The organism is Microcoleus vaginatus FACHB-2002, assembly GCF_040004035.1.
In the GTDB taxonomy this organism is placed as follows: domain Bacteria; phylum Cyanobacteriota; class Cyanobacteriia; order Cyanobacteriales; family Microcoleaceae; genus Microcoleus; species Microcoleus vaginatus_C.
In genome coordinates this window covers 148553-171731 of sequence record NZ_JAMPLN010000011.1, presented here as the reverse complement: position 1 = coordinate 171731, position 23179 = coordinate 148553, and the positions used below count along the sequence as shown (strand labels likewise).

18 protein-coding genes are annotated in these 23179 nt (G+C 46.8%); 9 read left to right on the top strand and 9 right to left on the bottom strand.

Annotated elements, in window-relative coordinates; all coding sequences use genetic code 11:
• Positions 1 to 350 precede the first annotated feature (350 nt).
• Positions 351 to 2579 (bottom strand): formate C-acetyltransferase, encoded by a 2229-nt coding sequence (pflB, locus tag NDI35_RS12440; RefSeq protein WP_445313000.1) that lies wholly within the window; start codon positions 2577 to 2579, stop codon positions 351 to 353.
• A 267-nt stretch (positions 2580 to 2846) separates the two neighbouring features.
• Here pflB and NDI35_RS12435 point away from each other — a divergent pair, with 267 nt between their 5' ends.
• Together NDI35_RS12435 and NDI35_RS12430 are read left to right on the top strand one after the other, a co-directional pair.
• Complete coding sequence (locus NDI35_RS12435; RefSeq protein ID WP_445312999.1) at positions 2847 to 2975, top strand: hypothetical protein; 129 nt, start codon at positions 2847 to 2849, stop codon at positions 2973 to 2975.
• Positions 2976 to 2990: 15 nt separating this feature from the next.
• The gene (locus NDI35_RS12430) at positions 2991 to 5726 is read left to right on the top strand and encodes a bifunctional acetate--CoA ligase family protein/GNAT family N-acetyltransferase (RefSeq protein WP_445312998.1); all 2736 of its coding nucleotides are present in this window, start codon (positions 2991 to 2993) and stop codon (positions 5724 to 5726) included.
• A gap of 102 nt (positions 5727 to 5828) precedes the next feature.
• Here the strand turns inward: NDI35_RS12430 and sodB are convergent, their stop codons facing one another.
• Entirely contained in the window at positions 5829 to 6431 is a 603-nt protein-coding gene (gene sodB, locus NDI35_RS12425) for a superoxide dismutase [Fe] (protein ID WP_445312997.1), read from the bottom strand.
• A gap of 381 nt (positions 6432 to 6812) precedes the next feature.
• On the opposite strand from sodB, the gene NDI35_RS12420 reads away from it, so the two are divergent.
• Positions 6813 to 7352 (top strand): phosphate-starvation-inducible PsiE family protein, encoded by a 540-nt coding sequence (locus NDI35_RS12420; protein ID WP_445312996.1) that lies wholly within the window; start codon positions 6813 to 6815, stop codon positions 7350 to 7352.
• 374 nt (positions 7353 to 7726) lie between these two features.
• On the opposite strand, the gene NDI35_RS12415 is transcribed toward NDI35_RS12420, so the two are convergent.
• Positions 7727 to 8278 carry a peroxiredoxin gene (locus NDI35_RS12415; RefSeq protein WP_445312995.1) on the bottom strand — a complete coding sequence of 184 codons (552 nt, stop codon included), beginning with the start codon at positions 8276 to 8278 and terminating at the stop codon, positions 7727 to 7729.
• Between the two features lie 119 nt (positions 8279 to 8397).
• On the opposite strand from NDI35_RS12415, the gene NDI35_RS12410 reads away from it, so the two are divergent.
• Entirely contained in the window at positions 8398 to 9747 is a 1350-nt protein-coding gene (locus NDI35_RS12410) for a peptidylprolyl isomerase (protein WP_445312994.1), read from the top strand.
• A gap of 70 nt (positions 9748 to 9817) precedes the next feature.
• Here the strand turns inward: NDI35_RS12410 and NDI35_RS12405 are convergent, their stop codons facing one another.
• On the bottom strand, positions 9818 to 9997 hold the full coding sequence (locus NDI35_RS12405; RefSeq protein WP_445313002.1) for a hypothetical protein: 180 nt from the start codon (positions 9995 to 9997) through the stop codon (positions 9818 to 9820).
• A 278-nt stretch (positions 9998 to 10275) separates the two neighbouring features.
• On the opposite strand from NDI35_RS12405, the gene NDI35_RS12400 reads away from it, so the two are divergent.
• Positions 10276 to 11616 carry a peptidylprolyl isomerase gene (locus tag NDI35_RS12400; RefSeq protein ID WP_445312993.1) on the top strand — a complete coding sequence of 447 codons (1341 nt, stop codon included), beginning with the start codon at positions 10276 to 10278 and terminating at the stop codon, positions 11614 to 11616.
• A 109-nt stretch (positions 11617 to 11725) separates the two neighbouring features.
• Here NDI35_RS12400 and NDI35_RS12395 read toward each other — a convergent pair whose 3' ends face one another.
• The gene (locus NDI35_RS12395; RefSeq protein ID WP_445312992.1) at positions 11726 to 12457 is read right to left on the bottom strand and encodes a tetratricopeptide repeat protein; all 732 of its coding nucleotides are present in this window, start codon (positions 12455 to 12457) and stop codon (positions 11726 to 11728) included.
• Positions 12458 to 13035: 578 nt separating this feature from the next.
• On the opposite strand from NDI35_RS12395, the gene NDI35_RS12390 reads away from it, so the two are divergent.
• The 3 genes from NDI35_RS12390 to NDI35_RS12380 all read left to right on the top strand — a co-directional run bounded on the left by NDI35_RS12390 (position 13036) and on the right by NDI35_RS12380 (position 16796).
• On the top strand, positions 13036 to 13752 hold the full coding sequence (locus NDI35_RS12390; protein ID WP_445312991.1) for a pentapeptide repeat-containing protein: 717 nt from the start codon (positions 13036 to 13038) through the stop codon (positions 13750 to 13752).
• Positions 13753 to 14318: 566 nt separating this feature from the next.
• Positions 14319 to 15050, top strand: coding sequence for a cytochrome c biogenesis protein CcdA (locus NDI35_RS12385; protein ID WP_445251724.1), 732 nt, complete (start codon positions 14319 to 14321; stop codon positions 15048 to 15050).
• Positions 15051 to 15395: 345 nt separating this feature from the next.
• Entirely contained in the window at positions 15396 to 16796 is a 1401-nt protein-coding gene (locus tag NDI35_RS12380; protein ID WP_445312990.1) for a cytochrome c biogenesis protein, read from the top strand.
• A gap of 486 nt (positions 16797 to 17282) precedes the next feature.
• Here the strand turns inward: NDI35_RS12380 and queF are convergent, their stop codons facing one another.
• Complete coding sequence (queF, locus tag NDI35_RS12375; protein WP_445312989.1) at positions 17283 to 17702, bottom strand: preQ(1) synthase; 420 nt, start codon at positions 17700 to 17702, stop codon at positions 17283 to 17285.
• 145 nt (positions 17703 to 17847) lie between these two features.
• Here queF and NDI35_RS12370 point away from each other — a divergent pair, with 145 nt between their 5' ends.
• Positions 17848 to 18444: a hypothetical protein gene (locus tag NDI35_RS12370; RefSeq protein ID WP_445312988.1), complete on the top strand. Its 597-nt coding sequence runs from the start codon at positions 17848 to 17850 to the stop codon at positions 18442 to 18444.
• A gap of 84 nt (positions 18445 to 18528) precedes the next feature.
• On the opposite strand, the gene speD is transcribed toward NDI35_RS12370, so the two are convergent.
• From speD to NDI35_RS12355, 3 genes are all read right to left on the bottom strand, one after another.
• Positions 18529 to 18951: an adenosylmethionine decarboxylase gene (gene speD, locus NDI35_RS12365; RefSeq protein WP_006633984.1), complete on the bottom strand. Its 423-nt coding sequence runs from the start codon at positions 18949 to 18951 to the stop codon at positions 18529 to 18531.
• 388 nt (positions 18952 to 19339) lie between these two features.
• Positions 19340 to 20401: a pentapeptide repeat-containing protein gene (locus NDI35_RS12360; protein ID WP_333077882.1), complete on the bottom strand. Its 1062-nt coding sequence runs from the start codon at positions 20399 to 20401 to the stop codon at positions 19340 to 19342.
• A gap of 1490 nt (positions 20402 to 21891) precedes the next feature.
• The gene (locus tag NDI35_RS12355) at positions 21892 to 23118 is read right to left on the bottom strand and encodes a histidine kinase (protein WP_445312987.1); all 1227 of its coding nucleotides are present in this window, start codon (positions 23116 to 23118) and stop codon (positions 21892 to 21894) included.
• Positions 23119 to 23179: the final 61 nt, after the last annotated feature.

Below are 23179 nucleotides of genomic sequence, written 5' to 3'. Positions count from 1 at the left end.
GCCATCAGCCGAGCGCCCGTCATCAGTCGAGCGCCCTGGTGCGACCGAGTGTCAAAATATCTCAAATGGGTTCCATATTACCTCGTTCGTTGTAAAAAACCTACACCTGTCAGAGCGGGAGGGCGGGGTTAACAATAGCCGGAAAAGTTTCGGAGCTCTTGTTTATAGCCGAGACTCGCTCCCCCTGGCATCTCCCTTAAGAAGGGGGATTTTCCGAGTTTCCGGTTCTCCCTTTCTTAAGGCTAGGGGGGATTGAGTTTAATTGTTTAACAGCTTGTTCAGTCCCCCTCTGTTCGGATGAAAGTTTGACTCTTGAGCGGTTTCAACCGCCGAGTTTTTTCTGCTGGGATTTAGACACGTTCGTGGAAAGTCCGTTTAATCACATCTAATTGCTGTTCGCGGGTAAGTTTGATGAAATTAACCGCATAACCGGAGACGCGAACTGTTAGCTGGGGATAGTTTTCTGGATGTTCCATCGCATCTAGTAATGTTTGCCGATCGAGCGCGTTAACATTGATGTGATGGCCGCCATCGTGGAAGTAACCGTCTATAAGACTAACTAGGTTGTTAGTCCGATCGCTCTCCATTCTGCCCAAGGCCTGCGGTAGAATCGAAAAAGTATTCGATATGCCATCTTGACAATCGCTGTAAGGCAGTTTTGCTACAGAAGATAAGGATGCGATCGCCCCACAGGAATCTCGGCCGTGCATCGGGTTAGCACCGGGAGCAAAGGGTTCACCTGCTTTACGTCCGTCGGGAGTGCTACCAGTTTTTTTGCCGTAAACTACGTTAGAGGTAATCGTGAGTACCGATTGAGTCGCTACAGCGCCGCGGTAGGTTTTGTGCTGGCGAATTTCGTTCATGAAGCTTTGCACGAGTTCGATGGCCAAACTGTCTACGCGATCGTCATTATTGCCGTATTTTGGATATTCCCCTTCGATCGAGTAATCTACGGCCAAACCTTGCTCGTTGCGAAGCACTTTAACTTTAGCGTGTTTAATCGCCGATAGGGAGTCCGCCACCACAGACAGTCCGGCAATTCCGCAGGCCATTGTCCGGTAAACATCGCGATCGTGCAGTGCCATTTCCAGGCGTTCGTAGCAGTATTTGTCGTGCATATAGTGAATGACATTCAGCGTATTGATATACGTTTTTGCCAACCACGCCATCATTTCTTGGAACCTGGCTCTTACCTCGTCATAATCGAGATATTCGGTAGTAATTGGTGCGAACTGCGGCGCGATTTGGTCGCCGGACTTCTCATCTTTACCGCCGTTAATCGCATAGAGCAAAGTCTTAGCCAAGTTAACTCGCGCACCGAAAAACTGCATTTGCTTGCCAATTCGCATCGCGGAGACACAACAGGCGATCGCGTAATCATCGCCGTATTGAGGACGCATCAAGTCGTCGTTTTCGTACTGAATCGAACTCGTATCGCTGGATACCTTTGCACAGAATTCTTTGAAGTTTTCCGGCAAGTTTTCCGACCACAAAACCGTGAGATTTGGTTCTGGTGCAGTACCGAGGTTTGAGAGGGTGTGCAAGAATCGGAAACTGTTACGAGTTACCAATGTTCTACCGTCAGTGCTTATACCGCCGATCGCCTCTGTTACCCAAGTTGGATCGCCTGAAAACAGATCGTTATAATCGGGAGTTCGCAAAAACCGCACCATGCGGAGTTTCATGACAAAATGGTCGATCAGTTCTTGCAATTCTTGTTCGGAACTCGCGCCACTTTGCAAATCGCGCTCGAAATAAATGTCTAAAAACGTCGATACGCGACCGAGAGACATCGCTGCCCCGTTTTGTTCTTTCACTGCTCCCAAGTAGCCAAAATACACCCACTGGACAGCTTCTCGTGCATTTGCCGCCGGACGACCAATATCAAAGCCGTAGCTAGCCGCCATTTCTTTTAACTCAAACAATGCCCGAATTTGCTCGGACAACTCTTCGCGCAAACGAATTGTTGCCTCGTCCATCGCGTCTAGTTCGAGTGATTCTTGCTGTGTTTTTTTATCATCAATTAGGCGATCTACACCGTACAAAGCAACGCGCCGATAGTCACCGATGATGCGCCCGCGTCCATAGGCATCTGGCAAACCTGTGATGATACCAGAACGTCTCGCCAGACGCATCGAGCGCGTGTAAACATCGAATACACCATCGTTATGAGTTTTGCGATATTTCGTAAATATTTCTTCTGTTTGCGGATCGAGCTGATAGCCGTAAGCTTCTAAACCGGCCTTGACCACGCGAATCCCGCCAAACGGCATAATCGCGCGTTTCAAAGGTCTATCGGTTTGCAAACCTACTATTTGTTCTAAGTCGCGATCGATGTATCCTGCTGCATGAGCCGTGATAGATGTGGGAACTTTTGTATCAACATCCAATACACCTTTTTCGCGCTCTTGCTTCATTAATTCCAGAACTTTTTGCCAAAGCTGCTGGGTTTTTTCGGTTGGTGCTGTGAGAAATTCTGCATTCCCTTCATAGGGGGTGTAATTCTTTTGGATGAAGTCTCTAACGTTGACTTCGTTTGTCCAGTTACCTTCAGTAAAGCTGTGCCATTCTGCAAACATAGCTGCTTTCACCTCAATCTTTTGTTAGCGATCGATCTTTTTCTCTTCGACCACTACATCTACTATATATTTAATCTCAATATTTTAACTACCCGGTTCGCTATTCGTTACAAAAATTGACTTGCTAATTCCCTGGAAAGAATTAAGATAAATAGTAGGCAGAACATCCTCGTGAATTGTTGAGGAAGCTCTGACCAAATGGGTTCCCGAACTAACACTTTGACAACCGAAATGTTGTTTAAGGGGGGGGTGGGTCGGAAACGCGCAATGAGATTTTTTTTCCGAAACCGCGAACACCCGAAGAAGATGAAGAAAAAGCAGAAAAAAGTAGAAAAAGAGTTCGGATTGGATGCGGTAATTGTTATCGAAAGCAGAGCAATATTAATTGCTGATTAATTGAAGTAGGGTATTATGCAGATAAATTCAAGAAATCAAAGCACTGCGAGCGATCCGGCTCACGATATTTGGAAAGAACAGCGTCATCCGCTCGATCGGATTTTTGCGCCTCGCTCGGTGGCTGTAATCGGCGCAACAGAGAGAGAAGGAAGCGTCGGACGAACTCTCCTGTGGAACTTGATTCGGAATCCGTTTGGCGGAACAGTTTTTCCAGTGAATCCGCAGCGCCGTAGCGTCTTGGGGCTCAAGTCTTATCCTGACATTGCTAGCGTCCCAGAAGTAGTGGATCTGGCAGTGATTGCTACGCCTGCTGCTGGGGTGCCGCAAGTGATCCGCGAATGTATTGCTGCTGGGGTGAAAGGGGCAATTATTGTTTCTGCTGGCTTTAAAGAGATTGGTGCGGCTGGGGAGGCTTTAGAACAGCAAGTTATCGCCCAAGCGCGTCTGGGCGGAATGCGGATTATCGGCCCAAATTGCCTCGGCGTGATGAATCCTGTGCTTGGGCTCAATGCTACTTTTGCAGGTACGATCGCCCGTCCAGGTAATGTCGCCTTCATCAGTCAAAGCGGCGCCCTCTGTACTTCGATTCTCGACTGGAGTTTAGGAGAAAATGTCGGTTTTAGTTCCTTTGTGTCGATCGGCTCTATGCTCGATGTCGGTTGGGGCGATCTGATCGAGTATTTCGGGGACGATCCCCATACTCACAGTATCGTTTTGTACATGGAATCTATGGGTGATGCTCGTTCGTTCCTGTCCGCCGCCCGCCCAGTGGCGATCGACAAACCGATCATCATTCTCAAGGTAGGACGTACCGCCGCCGCCGCCCAAGCCGCCGCTTCCCATACGGGAGCTTTGACCGGCAGCGATGACGTGCTTAACGCTGCTTTCCGCCGCTGTGGCGCGTTGCGCGTACATACGATTTCCGATTTGTTCGACATGGCAGAAATTCTGGCCAAGCAACCGCGACCGCAGGGCAACCGCCTATCGATCGTCACCAATGCAGGAGGCCCAGGGGCGATCGCCACTGATGCCTTAATTAGCGACGGCGGTGCGCTGGCAAATCTGGCACCGGAGACGCTGCAGCAGCTTGATGAGTTTTTGCCACCTCAGTGGAGTCATCACAACCCGATCGATATTTTGGGCGATGCTAGTAGCGATCGTTACGCCCAAACTCTAGAAGTTGTCGCTCCAGATCCCAATAGTGACGGATTGCTGGTCATCCTGACGCCACAAGCGATGACAAATCCCACCCAAACCGCAGAAAAACTCAAGTCTTACAGCCAACTCGGAAAGCCCTTATTAGCAAGCTGGATGGGCGGTGTGGAAGTGTCAGCGGGAACGCAAATTCTCAATCAGGCAAATATTCCGACTTTCCCGTATCCCGATACCGCCGTCAGGTTGTTCAACTATATGTGGCGGTACACGTACAACCTGCGCGCTATCTACGAAACGCCTTCTCTCCCCGCTGATTGCGAAATCGAGACTTCCGGGTGTGCGACTGCTGCGAAGATTTTGACTGCCGCCCGCCAAAACAATCGCACTCTATTAACCGAGTACGAATCAAAACAGTTGCTGGCAGCTTACGGCATTCCCACCGTAGCGACAGAAATTGCAGCGAGTGCGGCCGAAGCTGTGGAAATTGCCGAGATCCTCGGTTATCCAGTGGTGCTAAAACTCCATTCTGAGACGATTACTCACAAAACCGATGTGGGGGGCGTACAACTAAATTTAGGCGATGCTAAGGCTGTAATTAGTGCCTTTGAGGCGATCGCCAAGCGGGTACGGGCGATCGATCCTGCAGCGTTTCTTGGCGTAACTGTGCAGCCGATGGTGCATTTGGAAGGCTATGAACTAATTTTGGGTAGCAGTATCGACCCACAATTTGGGCCGGTGATGCTGTTTGGTTCCGGCGGACAATTAGTGGAAGTCTTTCAAGATCGATCGCTAGCACTTCCGCCTTTAAATACCACCCTAGCGCGGCGGATGATGGAGCAAACTCGCATCTATAAAGCTTTGCAAGGAGTGCGCGGCAGAGCGGCAATTGACCTGGTACAACTCGAACAGTTATTAGTTCGTTTCAGTCAACTGATTGTAGAGCAACCTAAAATTGCCGAGATTGATATTAATCCGCTGTTGGTTTCTCCTGAAGGTGCGATCGCTCTTGATGCCCGCGTTGTTCTCAAGACAACAGAAAACCCGATTTTACCCGCGATTCGCCCCTATCCTACGCAATACGTTCAAACATGGTCAACAAACGGCGATCGTCCCATCACGATCCGTCCGATTCGCCCAGAAGATGAGCCGCTGATGGTGCTGTTCCACAAAGAACTTTCCGAAGAGAGCGTGTATTTGCGCTACGCTCACATGGTAAAGTTAAAGCACCGCATCGCTCACGAACGTTTGACCCGGATTTGTTTTATTGACTACGATCGCGAAATGGTGTTAGTAGCCGATAATCAAGACCCAGAAACCTCAGAACACCGGATTTTGGGAGTAGCGCGTCTGAGCAAACTCCACGGCACAAACGAAGCCGAATTTGCGCTGATCGTTAGCGATAGCTATCAGCAGCACGGTTTGGGAACAGAATTATTGAGGCGGCTGCTGCAAATTGGTCAGGAAGAGAAATTAGAGGCGATCGTCGGCTACATTCTCAATAGCAACTACAAGATGCAGAGCCTCTGTAAAAAACTAGGATTTGAACTCCAACCAGACCGAGGCGAAGGAATGTTGAAAGCTGTTTTTGTTTGCTAATAGCAAGTTTGGTTAAATAATTCTCATTCATCATGACTTTAGTCCTCACTACAAACCGATAAAGTTTGTAGTGAGGACTAAAGTCCTCAAAGTTAGATGCTACTAAGCGGCAGCCAAATTTGCTGCTGCGAAATCCCAGTTAGCCAAATTATCCAAGAAATTAGTAATGTAGTCGGGACGGCGGTTTTGGAAATCCAAATAATAAGCGTGTTCCCAGACATCCAAAGTCAGCAACGGAGTTTGGCCGTGTGCTAGCGGGGTGTCGGCGTTAGCTGTTTTGGTGACTTTCAAAGTGCCGTTGTCCAAAACCAGCCAAGCCCAGCCGCTACCGAACTGAGTTGTCGCAGCAGTCTTGAATTCTTCTTTGAATTTGTCGAAGCTGCCGAAGTCGGCGTTGATTTTGTCAGCTAAAGCTCCTGTCGGAGTGCCGCCGCCACCCGGTTTGAGGGAATTCCAGAAAAAATTGTGGTTCCAAACTTGACCTGCATTGTTGAAAATGCCGGCTTTGGATGGGTCTTTAGCAGATGCCTTGACAATTTCTTCAAGGGATTTGCTGGCCATTTCAGTCCCTTCAATCAGTTTATTCAGATTGGTGACGTAAGCAGCGTGGTGCTTGTCGTGGTGGAACGAAAACGTGTTGGCCGACATATGAGCTGGTTCTAGGGCGTCAGCGGCGAAGGGTAATGGTGCAAGTTCAAATGCCATTGTGTTCAATCCTCTCTGGATTACTTTTGGTTTTTCGGTTGACTTTCCGGCTTTTGTATGATTAAAGCCGAGACTCACTAGCTTGAGTTTATCAAGCTGTGGTAAATAATTCTTTACAATTTTCCTATTTTATAGCAGTTGCAGCATTTCAGCATTCAGACTTCTATTTTTTAGATATCAAAGCTACTTATTGCAGGCTTCAAATAGCATAAAGGCTTGCTAAATGTCAAGCCACCTGGGAGGCAAATAAAAGGGTGTGTGAAATTGTCAACCGATCAAAATTTTATGAGACTGATAAATAGATTAAACCTGTAAATGGTCAAAGATTAACCTAAGTTCAATTAAGCTGTAAGAAAGCCAAAAAAGTTGCAGGATATGTCAATGGAAAAGCGTTTAAACAACTCGTCCAGTAACCCCCCTCAATGGTTAAATCTGCAATTAATCGTCACCGCTCTGGAAACAGTCCAAGACTTAATTGTAATTTCCCTATGTATTGGTTTGTTTTGTTTCATGGTGCTAGAACTGCGAGAAATGTTCTTCTCGCTGCTACCTCCTTTGAATTTCCAGGAAGTGACAGCAGATATTTTATTTCTATTAGTTTTAGTGGAATTATTTCGCTTGCTAATTATTTACTTGCAAGAAAAAAGAGTTTCGATAGGCGTAGCTGTGGAAGTTTGTATTGTATCAGTTTTGCGAGAAGTGATAGTGCGGGGATTCCTGGAAACTCCCTCGGTTCAAATATTATCCACAGGCGCATTTTTGCGGGTTTTGGCAGTGTTGTTGGTAGTCCGAGTTTGGTTGCCGCCAACCTTCGAGGGAATTGACCCGGAACGCCGCATGGCTAGCAGAAAGAGAAATTTTTCAGAGCCTGAATCTTCTTCCGAGCCTGTTGCAGTCAATAGCAAGTTTAATTTTCACTGAGTATGGCAGCACAGGCGATTTTAGATTTTAGATTTTAGATTTACTCTTATATCGCTTGTCACGTTACCAGCTATCATTTCCCGTAAAACTGAGATTTTGCACCATTGTCAAGAACGGGCTCTCCGGCCCGTTCCACAAAGAGTAGATTTTCTTGTGGGGAGTAGGGTTGGGCAGGAGAATCCACCCAAAAAAGGATTATTGAGAATGGTGCAAGATGTGAGTTCAAATCAACCTGATAACGTTTGCAGTGAAGACTACATTCCTCTGAAAATACAGAGGAATGTAGTCTTCACTACCAAGACTAAGGTTCATCAGTCATTCCCAATTATTCAAATCTAAAATCTAAAATCTAAAATCTAAAATCTAAAATGGTATTACCCGTTAGCCTGCAATTCCCCCAAACGAGCCAACACTTCTTTAGAATGAATCGCCGGATTAATCTTCACAAAAGTTTCGCGCAAAATCCCTTCAGGGTCAATAATAAAACTGTGTCGCGCCGAGATAAAACTCATCCAAGAACCGTAAGCTTTACTCACTTTACCATCCGTATCAGCTAACAGCGGAAACTTCAAACCTTCCGAATCGCAAAATTCCGCATGGGAATCGACATCATCAGCGCTAATGCCGATAATTTGAGTATTCTTTGCCAAGTATTTCGGCAAGTCTTGCTGAAATCTCCGTGCTTCGATCGTACAACCCGATGTAAAGTCTTTCGGATAGAAATAGACTACCAGCCACTTACCGCGATAATCGGACAGGGACACTTGTCCGTCGCCGCTGTTTGTCGGCAAACTAAAATCCGGTGCGGCTTCATTCAGCGTCGGAAGCTTGCCACCCAGGGCCAATGCAGGTGCGGCAAAATTGAAACTTAGAACAACTAGACAAATTGCCAATAAAGTGCTAAAAAACTTGCGACGGGACATCATAAATTTAGAAGTAGAACTGTACTTAAGACAAGTTTACAGTTTTCTGATTAAATGGGTAAGGGCAATTCGCGGATTGCTTCTAAAACCCAAAGCTCACTCACTCAAATAGCAATTTACCCATGAGCGCTGCACTCCCGTTAACAGGCAAAGCTATAGTAGTCCAGATAATTAACGGTCAACCCGTTACGATCGAAGTAGACGGCACTAATGCCCCGATTACTGGGGGAAATTTTGTTGACTTAGTTGAACGTGGCATTTACGACGGGGTGATGTTTCACCGAGTTGTGCGCCAGCCAGAGCCTTTTGTGGTGCAAGGAGGCGATCCGCGCAGCAGAGATACTACAATTCCAGCAAGTCAATTGGGAACAGGTAGTTTTATAGATCCGGATACCAATCAGCCGCGTTTTATTCCTTTGGAAATCAAGCCGCAAGGGGCCGCGCAACCTGTTTACAACCAAATTGTAACCCAGACGCCGCAGTTGCAGCACACTCGCGGGGCCGTGGCAATGGCTCGTTCTAATGCTTTGGATTCGGCTTCTTCGCAGTTTTATTTTGCTTTGGATGAGTTGCCATTTTTGGACGGTAGTTATGCTGTTTTTGGCAACGTTATTGGAGGTTTTGAAACGGTGAATGCGGTGCAGCAGGGCGATCGCATTTCGACTGCAAAAGTCATTGACGGAATCGTCCCCAGCCGGGTTTCTAGCATCATTACCGATGTTAATGTACTCAACGATTTAATTAATAGTACCAATTTCGTAAATCTATCTTTGCGAGCGCTCAGATTGCCAAACACCCCCAACAACTATCAAGTCACTCCCCAAGACTCTCAGCAAAATCCCAGTGGCGTACTCGGAGGTAGCGCAAACGATCGCATCCTCGGTGCACCGACGGATGATGCAATTAACGGCAGCCAAGGCAACGATACCATCACGGGCGAAGCAGGCGACGACTTTCTAAGAGGCGGCAAAGGTAACGACTCCATTAGCGGCGGTGTTGGCAACGATATTCTGATTGGCAATTTCGCTGACGATACTCTCAATGGTGATGCTGGTAACGACTTTTTGCGAGGCGGTCAAGGGAATGATATCTTAATTGGTGGTGATGGCAATGATATTTTGATTGGAGATACAGGCGACAATACTCTCACAGGAGGTAGTGGTGCAGATACTTTTGTTTTGCTCGGAGTAGATCCTGCTTCTCTTCCTTTTATTCTCCTACCCATAACAAGTCATACAATAGTTGATTTTAGACCAGAGGAAGGCGATCGCATTGCTTTGACAGGAAATTTATCCGATACTACATTCACTCAATCTGGAAGCAATAGTGTCATTAACTTGGCAGGGGCTTATACTGTGGTACAAAATTCTACTGTCGCCTCTGTTCAAAATGCAGCCTTTGCAATTCCTTTATCTAGGATTCCTAGTGATCCTAACCCTCAACCTGCCGATGCAGCCTTGAGAATTGGCTAACATTAACTATAGGTGTAGGGTGCTTATGGCGCACCTTACAAATTCCCCAATTCCTCATTCCTAAATTCAACTAATACCATAGCTGTCTAATTTTAGAAACCGCTTCTCGGGAATAATCTATGTGCCCCTGCAGCTTAAACAGCCCTGGCGCCTTCTGAAAATCCTCAAATGCTCCCTGAACCTCTCTCAATTTATATCTAATCACTCCTCGGTTGAAGTAAGTTTTAGCAAAATCGCGATCGAGACGAATTGCTGACTCAAAATCAGCGAGTGCTGCAGGGAATTTTCCACTTGCAGGCGGATAGCACCTCGGTTAAAGTAAGCTTGGGTTAAATTGAGGCGAAGCAGCAGTGCCGAGTTGTAATCCGCTTGCCAATAAAGTGCTAAAAAACTTGCGACGGGACATCATAAATTTAGAAGTAGAACTGTACTTAAGACAAGTTTACAGTTTTCTGATTAAATGGGTAAGGGCAATTCGCGGATTGCTTCTAAAACCCAAAGCTCACTCACTCAAATAGCAATTTACCCATGAGCGCTGCACTCCCGTTAACAGGCAAAGCTATAGTAGTCCAGATAATTAACGGTCAACCCGTTACGATCGAAGTAGACGGCACTAATGCCCCGATTACTGGGGGAAATTTTGTTGACTTAGTTGAACGTGGCATTTACGACGGGGTGATGTTTCACCGAGTTGTGCGCCAGCCAGAGCCTTTTGTGGTGCAAGGAGGCGATCCGCGCAGCAGAGATACTACAATTCCAGCAAGTCAATTGGGAACAGGTAGTTTTATAGATCCGGATACCAATCAGCCGCGTTTTATTCCTTTGGAAATCAAGCCGCAAGGGGCCGCGCAACCTGTTTACAACCAAATTGTAACCCAGACGCCGCAGTTGCAGCACACTCGCGGGGCCGTGGCAATGGCTCGTTCTAATGCTTTGGATTCGGCTTCTTCGCAGTTTTATTTTGCTTTGGATGAGTTGCCATTTTTGGACGGTAGTTATGCTGTTTTTGGCAACGTTATTGGAGGTTTTGAAACGGTGAATGCGGTGCAGCAGGGCGATCGCATTTCGACTGCAAAAGTCATTGACGGAATCGTCCCCAGCCGGGTTTCTAGCATCATTACCGATGTTGATTTCCTTAACGATTCCATTAACATTACCAATTTGGCAAATCTGCCTTTGCGACCCCTCAGATTGGCCAACACCCCGAACAACTATCAAGTCACTCCCCAAGACTATGAGCAAAATCCCGGCGGTGTAGTGGGAGGTAGCGCAAACGATCGCATCCTCGGTGAAGCCACGTATGGTGATGGAATTAACGGCAGCCAAGGCAACGATACCATCACGGGCGAAGAAGGCGACGACTTTCTCAGAGGCGGCAAAGGTAACGACTCCATTAGCGGCGGTGTTGACAACGATATTATCAACGGAAATCTCGGCGACGATAATCTCAATGGCGATGCTGGTGACGACTTTTTGCGAGGTGGCAGAGGAAATGATGTTTTAATCGGCGGCGATGGTAACGATGTTTTAATCGGCGATAGTGACAGCGATACTCTCACTGGTGGCGCAGGTGCAGATACTTTTGTTCGGCTTACGGGTGAAATTCTGGAGTTGGATGGGACGAGCGATATAATTCTTGATTTTAGGCCGGGAGATGGCGATCGTATTGGCTTAACCAGCCCTTTATCCAACACCTCATTCACGCAATCTGGCAGCAACACACTCATTCAATTTGGAGGAGTCACTTTGGCTGTGGTTCAAAATGCCACTCCTGCAGCAGTTCAAAATGCTGCTTTTGAAATTAACTTTTCTAGTGCTTACCTTTTGGATAACTTGCCTTCCAGAGACGCCGCCTTGAGTATTGGCTAACTTTAACAAGACTGACGCAATAATTATAGGTGTAGGGTGCTCTTCGGTGCACCTTACCTGATTATTAATTGCCAATTCCCAATTCCCAATTCCCAATTGCCAAATTCAACTAACACCATAGCTTTGTAATTTTAGAAACGGCCTCTTGATAATAATCCATTCTCCCCTGCAGCTTAAAAAGGCCTGCCGCTTTCTGAAAATCCTCAAATGCTCCCTGAACCTCTCTCAATTTATATCTAGTCAGTCCTCGGTTAAAGTAAGCTTTAGCAAAATCGCGATCGAGGCGAATTGCGGACTCAAAATCCGCTAGTGCTGCGAGGGAATTTTCCATTTGCAGGCGGATAGCGCCTCGGTTAAAGTAAGCTTGGGTTAAATTGGGGTTGAGCAGGAGTGCCGAGGTGTAATCTGCGATCGCCGCAGTATAATCTTTTAAACGAGTCAGCATAAACCCCCGATTGCTGTAATACTTGGCTCGGTAAGGATTGAGTTCGATGGCGGTAGTTAAATCTTCGATCGCCGATTGCTTGTAGCCTAATTTGTAGCGGGCCACACCGCGATCGTTGTAAGCTGACGCGAATTGCGGATTAATGTTAATTGTGGCAGTAAAATTTTTAATAGCGCCGTGCAAGTCTTGTTGTTCGAGATTTTTTAAACCCTGAGTGTAAAACTTTTTGGTACTAACTTTTAAATTTGCTTCTTGTCGGGATTCAGCTTGCTCACCCGAAAATACTTTGCCTGCAATATTAGTGAATCCCAAAGATTCGATCGAATTGAAAATAGTTGTGACAACTAATTGGCTTGGGAGAAGGGGGATAGTAGGCATGGGAGGAGTGGTGTTCAACTGTATGCTCTTATTTTCCTCCATACTTCAGCTACTGACAGTGATATCCGTAGTCTCAGGAACGTGATAAGTTTGATGCGATGTCGTGATGCTGGGGCTTGACTTGTGTGATGAAAGTTGGGCTTAGTTAGTGATGCCGATCGCAATTAACAAAAATTGTTGCGTCTAGAACCCTTTAAATATAAGGCTTGTAGGCTAGAGGAGCGGTTTTTTGATTCCTATATTGAGCAGTTTATACCACGATTGTTTGCAGGTATGCCCCTGGGGAAGCGATCGCAACTGCCTGCTGCAAGTATTACTTTTTAGCGATATTCTGTCGGTAAATCGCGCTCGAACTTGCGGTCATCTTATACCGGGTTTTTAGGAAAAAAATTAGTTTGGCAGCGAGGCATCTGTGAAGCAACCGGGTTTCTAGCTCAAAGCGCGTCTAAGACTGGCTGAGTTAAGTTTGTGCCTGCGCCAACCCTGATTAACCTTTCACTACACTAATATTTTTGAGTAATCTTGCTGAGGGAAGTTGCAGATTATTTGCTATGCTTTGATTAGACATCAATAATTTATGGCGCAACTTAGTGTCAATGAAAAGAGTTATGAGGTTGAAAACTTTCTTCGCGGCGGTGTTGGCGATCGTCCTGTTCACTCTCTACTTAACTCCTCCTGTCATGGCCGCAAATTCGGAGGATCTGAGTCAGCTATTAAAAGATAATTGGTGCGTCAGCTTTCTGTGGAAGCAATGCGATTTGAGCGCTGTCGATTTGCGGGGCGCTAATCTCCAAGAAGCCAATTTGAGCGGCGCTAATTTGTCCGGGGCTAATCTGTCCGGTGCTAACTTAAAAGATGCGGATCTTTCTGACGCAGATCTCACCGGCGCTAATTTAGCAAATGCTGATATTTTAGGCACGGATCTCAGTCGCTCTAATTTGACCGAAGCTAATTTCAACAGCACGAAGTTGTGGGATGCTAATCTGACTTTGGCAAATCTGAGCCGCGCCAATTTACAGGATGCTAATGTCTTAGATTCTCGACTTTGGGGAAGCAATCTTTCCCAAGCTAATTTAATGGATGCGACGCTGCACGGTGCTGACTTGCAATATGCTAATTTGGCAGACACTAATTTAACAGGTGCTGACTTGCACAGCTTCTTTTTCCGAGGTTCCAAACAAGTCACAAATTTGAGCAATGCTAATTTAGAAGGCGCTATTTTAACGGGAGCAAATCTCAGAGGTGCGGTGCTGGCAGGGGCAATAATGCCGGACGGGTCTATTAATGAAGAAAGTGGCTTTAATTTAAAGTAGAGTAAAATTAAAGTCTGTTTGAATAATTTCCACAACAGGCTTTCGGGCCGATTTCGCAGTCAAGGAATTATCGGGTGTAGCTGCGCCCGTTGCCAACAGCTTGTTGAGGATGCTGTCAAGATATCAATTTAAACCAGGGTGCGATCGACCTTTTAACTCCCAAGCTGCGCCCGTTGCCAACAGCTTGTTGAGGATGCTGTCAAGATATTAATTTCAACCAGGGTGCGATCGACCTTTCAACTCCCAACCAGTAAATATCGCTAAAATCTTAAATCTCAAACCGAACCTGCGCGCATCTGTTACAATTTTCAACAAAGCCAGAACAGCCCCGAACCTGAAGTCACCTGCCTAGGGGTACAAGCCCCCGACAGGAGTCGTGAAGAGCAAAAATATTAGATATTTAGTTTAAACTCCCAGATTCATCTGTAGAGTCTCTCTAAAATCTAAAATCTAAAATTTAAAATCGATAGACTGTGGAGTCAATCTAAAATCTAAAATCTAAAATTGATCGACTGTGGAGTCAATCTAAAATCTAAAATCTAAAATCTAAAATCTAAAATCGACTGATGGAAACCCTGCAAACTCAACTTTACCAACTCGCACAATTTGCTAATAATTTAGTCAATACTCAACTGACAAACCTCAGTTTAGTCAGCGTCGGAGTCATCTTTCTGGCAGGGTTGCTAACGAGCTTAACGCCCTGTATGCTTTCAATGTTGCCGATCACGATCGGCTACATCGGTGGATACGAAGCAAAAAGCCGCCTGCAAGCTGCCGCCCAGTCTGCGTGGTTTTCCCTGGGATTGGCCACAACCCTTGCGGGTTTAGGCATTGTAGCATCATTCGCCGGACAAGTTTACGGCAAAATTGGCCTGGGTTTGCCAATTCTTGTCAGCATTATTGCTATTCTAATGGGGCTGAATTTACTCGAAGCTTTACCCTTGCAAATGCCATCTTTCGATGCTGTGGGGTGGGTGCCGAAAGATTTGCCGGCTGGCGTGCGATCGTACTTATTGGGCTTAACTTTTGGTTTAGTAGCGTCTCCCTGCAGCACTCCGGTTTTAGCTACACTCTTAGCTTGGGTTTCCAAAACGGGGGATACAGTTTTAGGTGGTGTATTGCTGCTGTTTTATGCTGCTGGCTACGTCGCTCCGCTGATTATAGCAGGTACTTTCACTGCTAGCATTAAAAAGTTGTTAGAATTACGTCGGTGGTCGAGTTGGATTACGCCTGTTAGCGGCGTTTTGCTAGTAGGATTTGGCGTTTTCTCTCTGCTTTCCCGCATCCTTCCCGCGTAACTTTCGTTCTCAGGACTTCAGTCCTTATTTAGAGATATAGCAATCACTATGGAATGCGTGAATTAAGTTTTTTTTAACGAACCGCGAAGACGCGAAGAACACGAAGGAAGGAAGGAAGGAAGGAAGGAAGGAAGGAAGGAAGAAAAGAGAAAGACTTCAAAATTGATTGAGACTTGCTCGATAAAAATAATAATATTTTCTTCATTTTTTGTTGTTCCCTCCTCTTTCTTTCTTTCTTCTTCCTTCTTCCATCCGTTACATCCGTTACAAAATCCGTTGCCGAACTTCCTTCCATCCGTTACATCCGTTACAAAATCCGTTGCCGAACTTCCTTCATAATTACCAATGACATCAAAAGAAGTATTTCTATCTAAACTATCAAACTGGGCGACTGCCCCTCAAAGGTTTTTCAAGCGAGAAATCTTGCCGGTGCTAGCAGATTTGCGGCTGGCAATTATCTTGCTGCTGGCGATCGCATTTTTCAGCATTTCCGGCACTGTCATCGAACAAGGTCAATCAGTACCCTTTTACCAATCTAACTATCCAGAACACCCCGCTTTGTTCGGCTTCCTAACGTGGAAAGTTGTGCTAATTGCAGGACTAGACCATGTGTACCGCACTTGGTGGTTTTTGTCAATTCTAATTTTGTTCGGAAGCAGCTTAACAGCTTGTACATTTACCCGACAATTTCCAGCATTAAAAGCCGCCCGCCGCTGGAAATTTTATGAAGAACCAAAGCAGTTTGAAAAATTAGCTCTCAGTGCGGAATTAGAAACAGTTGGTTTAAGTTCGTTAGAACCACTTTTGCAGCAAAAAAACTACCGCATATTTCGAGAAGGCGAAAAAGTTTATGCCCGCAAGGGAATAATTGGCAAAATCGGCCCGATTATTGTTCACGCCAGTATGCTAATTATTTTAGCTGGGTCGATGTGGGGCGCGATGACGGGATTTCTCGGTCAAGAAATGGTTCCCAGCGGCGAAACATTTCAGGTGCAGAATATCCTGGATGCGGGGCCTTGGGCGGGGCCACAAATACCGAAGGATTGGTCGATGCGAGTTAATCGGTTTTGGATTGATTATACTCCCGAAGGCGGCATCGACCAATTTTACTCTGACCTGTCAGTTTTGGACAAAACAGGCCAAGAAGTCGATCGCAAAACCATTCACGTTAACGAGCCCCTCAGATACCGGGGAGTCACATTTTATCAAGCAGATTGGGCAATAGCCGCCGTGCGAGTTCGCCTCAACAAAAGCCCGGTTTTACAATTACCAATGGCTCAGCTAGACACTCAAGGTAAAGGCCGGATTTGGGGTGCTTGGATTCCGACAAAACCAGATTTGAGTGCGGGAGTTTCTCTGCTAGCAAAAGACTTGCAAGGAACGATGTTAGTGTACGGTACAGATGGCAAATTGTTAACTACAGTTCGCGCAGGAACGGCCGTAGAAGTTAATGGAGTCATGCTGACAATTGACGAAGTTGTAGGCAGTACGGGATTGCAAATTAAAGCCGATCCGGGCATTCCCATCGTTTATACTGGCTTCGGGTTGCTGATGCTGAGCGTGCTGATGAGCTATCTGTCTCACTCGCAGATTTGGGCTTTGGAAAAGGACGGCAAACTATACGTCGGCGGGCGCACAAATCGCGCTCAGGTGAGTTTTGAAAGAGAAGTTGTGGAGATTTTGGACAAGTTGGCAGAATCGAAAACAGCAGAGGAAAAAAGTGCGTTAAGCGAAGCTATCCCGTAGGGAATCGCCCCGACTTCTGTGGCAAGTCAAAGCTAACCGTAGGGTGCGCCTAGCGCACCTTACACCAACTATAAATATCAACAAGATTAGTTGAGTTTGTAGCGTGCGCGTTGCCAGATATGTCGAGGTGGTTAATGTGAAGCTGAGAACAACCATAAAACCGCTATTTCACGTTCGGATTTTTCAAATTTCAAGTAATGAAAATTGCTAGACGGAGTTTGGGTTTAAAAATCAAAATGCTGAAACGCCGGTAAATCGGTGATCTTCGGTGGGCGACAAACTCAACCGATACTTAGTGTACACCCTACCAACTACGAGATTTTAAGCGTTTGAACGACTTTTTGACTCGCTTGAGAGGGCTGCCCTGACGCAGCCTACAATTACTTACTAATTTTATTAACAATCCTATTTCTTAAAACTATTGTGGGGTGCGCTTCAACGCCACCCCACAATTAAATCTCAATGCCACAACAGCTAATACCCACCCTACTTCTGGTGCGACACCTCAATCACGGTGTGGACGTTCCCCCGCGGCGAAAAATCGCCCTTAATCGTCGCTTCTAGGGGCGCGCAAGCCGCCACAAAATCGTCTAAAATTTGATTGATCGATTCTTCGTGAGAAATGTAGCGATCGCGATAACTGTTAACGTACAGTTTCAGCGCCTTTAACTCTACCACCCGCTCGTCTGGCACGTAAGTAACGTGAATTGTCGCAAAATCTGGATAGCCAGAAAATGGACACTTGCAAGTAAACTCCGGCAAAGTAATGTTAATTGAGTAGCGCCGCCCGACTCGCGGATTCGGGAAAGTAATTAACTCCCCTTCCAATATCTGGCGTTCGCCGTATTTCATTTCCTCGGTGCTTGACTTTTGCGACATACTTTGTTCCGGTGCGTAGTTGTTCATAGCGATTGACTAAAAACTTGTAACATTAAATTAAATTTACGTTCAATATCTGTAACAAATATCTTGACGAATTGTGTTGCGATCGATCTAATTGCAAATACTCTCAGGCTAAACTAAAACAAGTTCACCCTCGCCATCTACAATTATGCAAAATACTACCTTATCTGACAATACTTCCCCTGAAAACTCAAATAGTTACTCTCCATCAGTACCGATTTCCCTCTATCGAGAAGTCACGGCAGAGCTGCAAGCAGCCCAAGCGATGGTGGACTCCCTCAAAACCCACAATCAGCAATTAGTCCAACAAAATCAACAACTGCGGCGAGAAGTAGAAACAGTAGTTCAAGTATCCCAACAGTTACAGCAAGTAGTCAACTCGGCTCAGAGCGTCACCCAGACAGGGATGCCTCAAATGCCGTCAGTCAAATTCAATTTCAGCATTGAACCTCCGCCCTCACCACCTGCAACCTCGCAGACTAACTCTGCCATACCTCAACCACCTCAGACAGTGGCTTTCCCCTTCCCACTACCGGACCCGGAGCCCATACCCGCCTCGATGTCGCAGCCACTTCCCGAAAAATTATTTACAGAGGTGCCGGAAACTCCTTACCGTGTGCGCTCTCAACCCAAAAAAGCCTCAGACTTAAGCGGATTGTGGTTGGCCATCGCGATTTTTCTGATTGTGATTGCAGCTTTCGGTGCAGGTTATTTAGTTGTCCGCCCTTTATTAATGAAAAAGTAAATTCCAACAAGAATCCCACGGCTCAAGCCGTGGGATTTTAAACAAAACCTAGCATAAATTGTTCAAAGTTACGCTAATTGGCCATCATCCTCTGGCGGCACTCGTTTCTACTGAACGAGGGGCATACTGCTCTTCACAAGCAGAACCTACGATTCCCACCCCTGGCTCGAAACCGCGCGTGAACTCAGTGAGTTTTACCTGTTTAGCTTCCAAAGCAGTCTGTAGCACCTTCATGGCTCGGTGAGGGTCGCCGGCTCCGCAGAAAAATAAGTCTGCAGCAAAATAACCGTGTTCAGGCCAAGTATGGATTGCTATATGAGACTCGGCCAAAGTAGCAGTAGCCGTCACTCCGTGAGGACTAAACTGGTGTACGCACAAATCGATGAGAGTAGCTCCTCCGGCTTCGATCGCATCGAGTATGGCGCGGCGGATACGTTCCGGATCGTTAAGCAGGTCTCCAGGAGACTGCCAAGCATCAGCGACCAGATGGGTTCCCAATTGTTTCATTCTGCGGGGTTTTACCTCTAACTCATAATGTCTCAAACCTTTTGACTATAGCACGCAGTTCAGGAATTTTCAAGTATATTTCCCAAAAAAATCAAAAATAGTGGGATCGCTGGCGCACAGGGGTTTTTGGGCGCTTTGGCCAGGGTCGATGGCAGGTTGAGTTTGATTGGAGTTCGATACGCGCGATCGATATTTCCTGCCACCATCGGCTTTCGCTAGAATGCGGTTAAAGCCCAACCGCCTTAATTTGCTCCAGGCGAGGGAGAGGCTAGAAACCCGGAAGGGCCGGCACTCTTGGCACCGCCCATACAAAAATCGGGTTTCTCGGTGTTCGGTTTTTTGAGGTTGACCTACTTAATTAGGGTTAATTAAATGGTTAATCAACTTATCAATCCCGGCTGTGAGTAGCTCCATTGGGCAAAATTGCCCCGCTCAAAGCCGCTTCATTCAAATTATCAACATTCAAGCTGGCCCCAATCAAATTAGCCTCCGACAAATTAGTTCCTGTCAAATTCGCCCCTGTCAGAGAACTCAACAGCAAACCTGCTCCCGACAAATTGGCGTGACTCAAATTCGCCCCCCGCAAATCCGCTTCCAGTAAGCTAGCACCTGCCAAATTTGCACCGCTCAAGTTAGCTCCCCGCAAAGAAGCTTTGTTCAAATTCGCAGCCCTCAAATCAGCATTGTGCAGAATCAAACCATTTAAATTAGCTTTACTCAAATTAGCTCCCTGCAAGTCGGCACCGCTCAAATTAGAGCCATTTAGATTGGCGGATTGCAAGTCAGCACCGCTCAAGTCAGCACCGCTCAAATTAGCAGCGCAAATAGAAGCCTCCCGCAGACTTGCTTCGCTCAAAGAAGCCCCAACCAAATTGACGCCGCTGAGATTTCCGCGATTGAGATGAGCCCGAGTTAAAGTTGCTCCGCTCAGGTTCGCCCCGTTCAAATCTACCTCGCTGAGAATCGCTCTCGTCAGATTTGCTCTGCTTAAGTCAACCCCGCTCATAATTGCTCGGCTCAGCGTCGCCCCGCTCAAATTAGCCTCAGTTAGTTTTGAGCCGCTTAGCAAACAAGCTCCTACTAAACTCGCTCCCGTCATCACAGCTTTGCTCAAGTCACCCTGAGACAATATTGCTCCGCTGAGATTTGCCCCGCTAAAATCTGCTCCGATCGCCACAGTTCCAGTTAAACTAGAACTTCCTAGGTTAGCTTCAATTAATTTCGCCTTAGACAAATTAGCCCCGCTCAAGTCGGCACCGTTTAAATTAGCTCCAATCAGTTTGCTTCTAATTAAGTTGGCGCCTTTCAAATTAGCGCTGCTCAAATTTGTTCGACTGAGATTAGCTTCACTCAAATGAGCTTCAATGAGGTTAGCCCCTCGAAAATCTCGTTCCCCGTTTCTATGTCTAATTAAAAGTTCATCGGCACTTAAAATTTCAGTGAAATTCATAAAAAAAGTTGAGTGAGTTTCCTTAATTTCTCGATGTTCTCTGTTGTCGGAAAGTTGGTACTATCGTGTTTGCCAGTCAGTTTTTTAAACCAAAACTGCCACACTAACAATTGTCAAAACTGCTTGATTCATAGCATCACCCTGCTAACCTAGTTATCACTTAGGAAAAGAAACCGGGTTCGGGGAAAATGTGAAGTTTGCCCGCGCGGAAGTCCTGAAAAAACCGAGTTTATCGCCGCGTGTAAGCCCTGTAAGTCTTATTTTGCTAGTAATTAGTTGGCGGTTAATATTAGTTGTTAATTGTTAGGTGGATTTATACTAACTGCTAATCACTAACTATTAACTGCTAACCATTTACCAAAAAAATACCAAGAGGTTTTCGATCAATCTTGTCAAGGTTGATCGAATATTTGGGGTATTGCTGGCGGCATCCGCGCCGCATTCTGACCCGAAAAATTGCTAGTACAGGCGATCGGATTTATTAGTGCAATCAAGAAACAAGATATCGGAGCTTCTACCCCTAATGCCTTCTACATAAGTGCCTTCAATCTTCGATCGCCCATGAAAGCAGAGCCCGGTCAGCTCAGCTAGTCTCACCTCCCCCCACTGTGCTCGATGCCAGTGAAAACCAACAGGAAGGCTGTTTCCGTCGGAGTGATGGAGTCGCAGGCGAAGCAAGCAATACGCTGCCATTAGCCTGAGATTTCGCGAAAAAATGAACCGCGAGCCGTTCCGGTATTCTCGCGCTGCTGTGCTTGCTGTTAATCTTTACTCGATCCATGAGCGCTTGCGGTTCTAATTAACAGAACACCCGACACCAGACGCGCTCCCGAACATAAAAGCTGTTCCTGGGCTTCTCAAATGCTTCGCTGAGGCATTCCCAGAAAAAGTGCATTCCTGTAGCAGGTCCTGCCAACGGCAATTGGGCTGCTACAGCCAACTAATGACCAGCCTAAGTCTTGCCGGAAGGTGACGACAATATTATTATTCTAATATTTGCCGACCACCGCAGGCTTTTCTGAGCGCGTGGGACTGGCTACTTCACCTGTATAAGTTGCTGAAATTAGCTACCCATAATTAAAGATAGTCGCTCTTTGACTAACTGGGCAATATCTGTCGTAATTTAGGTCATTAAATTTGATAATACTGCGGGGTTTAAAATCGAGCAGTAGTGAGTGTTACAGACTAAAAAACCGCTGCAGATTTCTGCTGTAAAAATTCAGGGAGCCGATCGATCCTCCGGCGCCAAGCCCACCTCACCGACTAGGCCCCCAATCAAAATTAAACTTTTGAGAGGTGGCTTTTTTAAGTTTCCAGAACAAAACAAAAGCCGGCTTTCAGAGAAAAAGCCGACTTTTGAGATAATTTTACCGACGAAGCGTAAAACCGCTAGCTCGCCGGTGTTGGTTGGATCACTTTCCACAATCCGAGTGCGCGAGTGCGACTACCCTGCAGGAAATAGAAACAATACCCAAACAAAGTCTTAATTATTAAACCCGACGGTTGCCGGTAAGGCCCTGATTGGGATCGTAAATACCAGGCGTAGTATCAACCCCTGGAGTGCCAGGAGCGCCGTAATCAGCCCGAGCAGTATCGACGCTGGGATAGTCGTAGGTGTTCCAATGTTGAATACCTCCGCGACTCAGAATGCTTTCGGCTTGAGCGACTTCTGCTTCGCTACCGTCAACCAGTACCAAGTAATCTCCTCTTGCCACGCGATCGTTGTATACTTTAGCTTCCTCTTCGGGAATTCCCATACCGACTAAAGCTCCGATCAAGCTGCCTGCTGCCGCACCCAAAGCCGTACCGGCAAGTGTAGTGGCGATCGCCGTAGCTGAGGCTCCTGCCAGCATAATCGGCCCGATGCCCGGAATAGCCACTAAGCCCAGACCTACCAACAAGCCTGTCAAACCGCCCAAAGTGCCACCTGTGAGGGCGCCTTTTGTGGCTCCTTCATCGGCCTTGTTGTCTGTGCTGTCGTGCACGTCAATGCCTGCGATGTCCCCTTTCGAGTCAGCATCCTTAGCGATAACCGAAACCCGGTTCATGTCGAAACCGGCAGTTCTCAGTTCTCCCAGTGCGTGTTCCGTCTCGCGACGGGTTGAAAATACTCCCACGGCGCGCTTCTGGCGACCCGAAGCTCTGCGGCCGGTGTCTGCGGGCACATCGTAAATGCCCCAATTCTGAATGCCCCGCACGCTCATAATTCCTTCGGCTGTGGCAAGTTCGGCATCTGTTCCTTCTACGAATACCAAATATTCTCCGCGCGAGACGTGATCGTTATAAACTTTAGCTTGTTCTTCGGGAACTCCCAAACCGACCAAACCGCCGACCAAACCGCCTGCTGCTGCCCCAATCGCGCCTCCAATTACAGTATCGGCCAGCAGAGTTGCGATCGCGCCCCCCGCCATCACCGGGCCAACTCCCGGAATCGCTAGCGCTCCAATGCTTCCGAGTAACCCAATCAAACCGCCCGTCACGACTCCCGCTGTCGCGCCTGCTTTTGCGCCGCCGCCCACTTGGTCGTCGGTACCCTTACCAGTACCCTTCCCCGTACCAGTGCTAGCGCCCGCAATTTCGCTGCGATCGAGATTTTCGCCAACTACCGAAACTTTATTCATCGGAAATCCGGTACTTTGCAGCTCCATTAGGGCTAGTTCCGTATCTCGGTAATTAGAAAATGCTCCTACAGCTCGCTTGTGTTGACCTAAAGCCATTTTTTTTCTCCTGCAAAATATACTACTTTTTCACAACCACAGAATTTATGCTCTGCTTGCT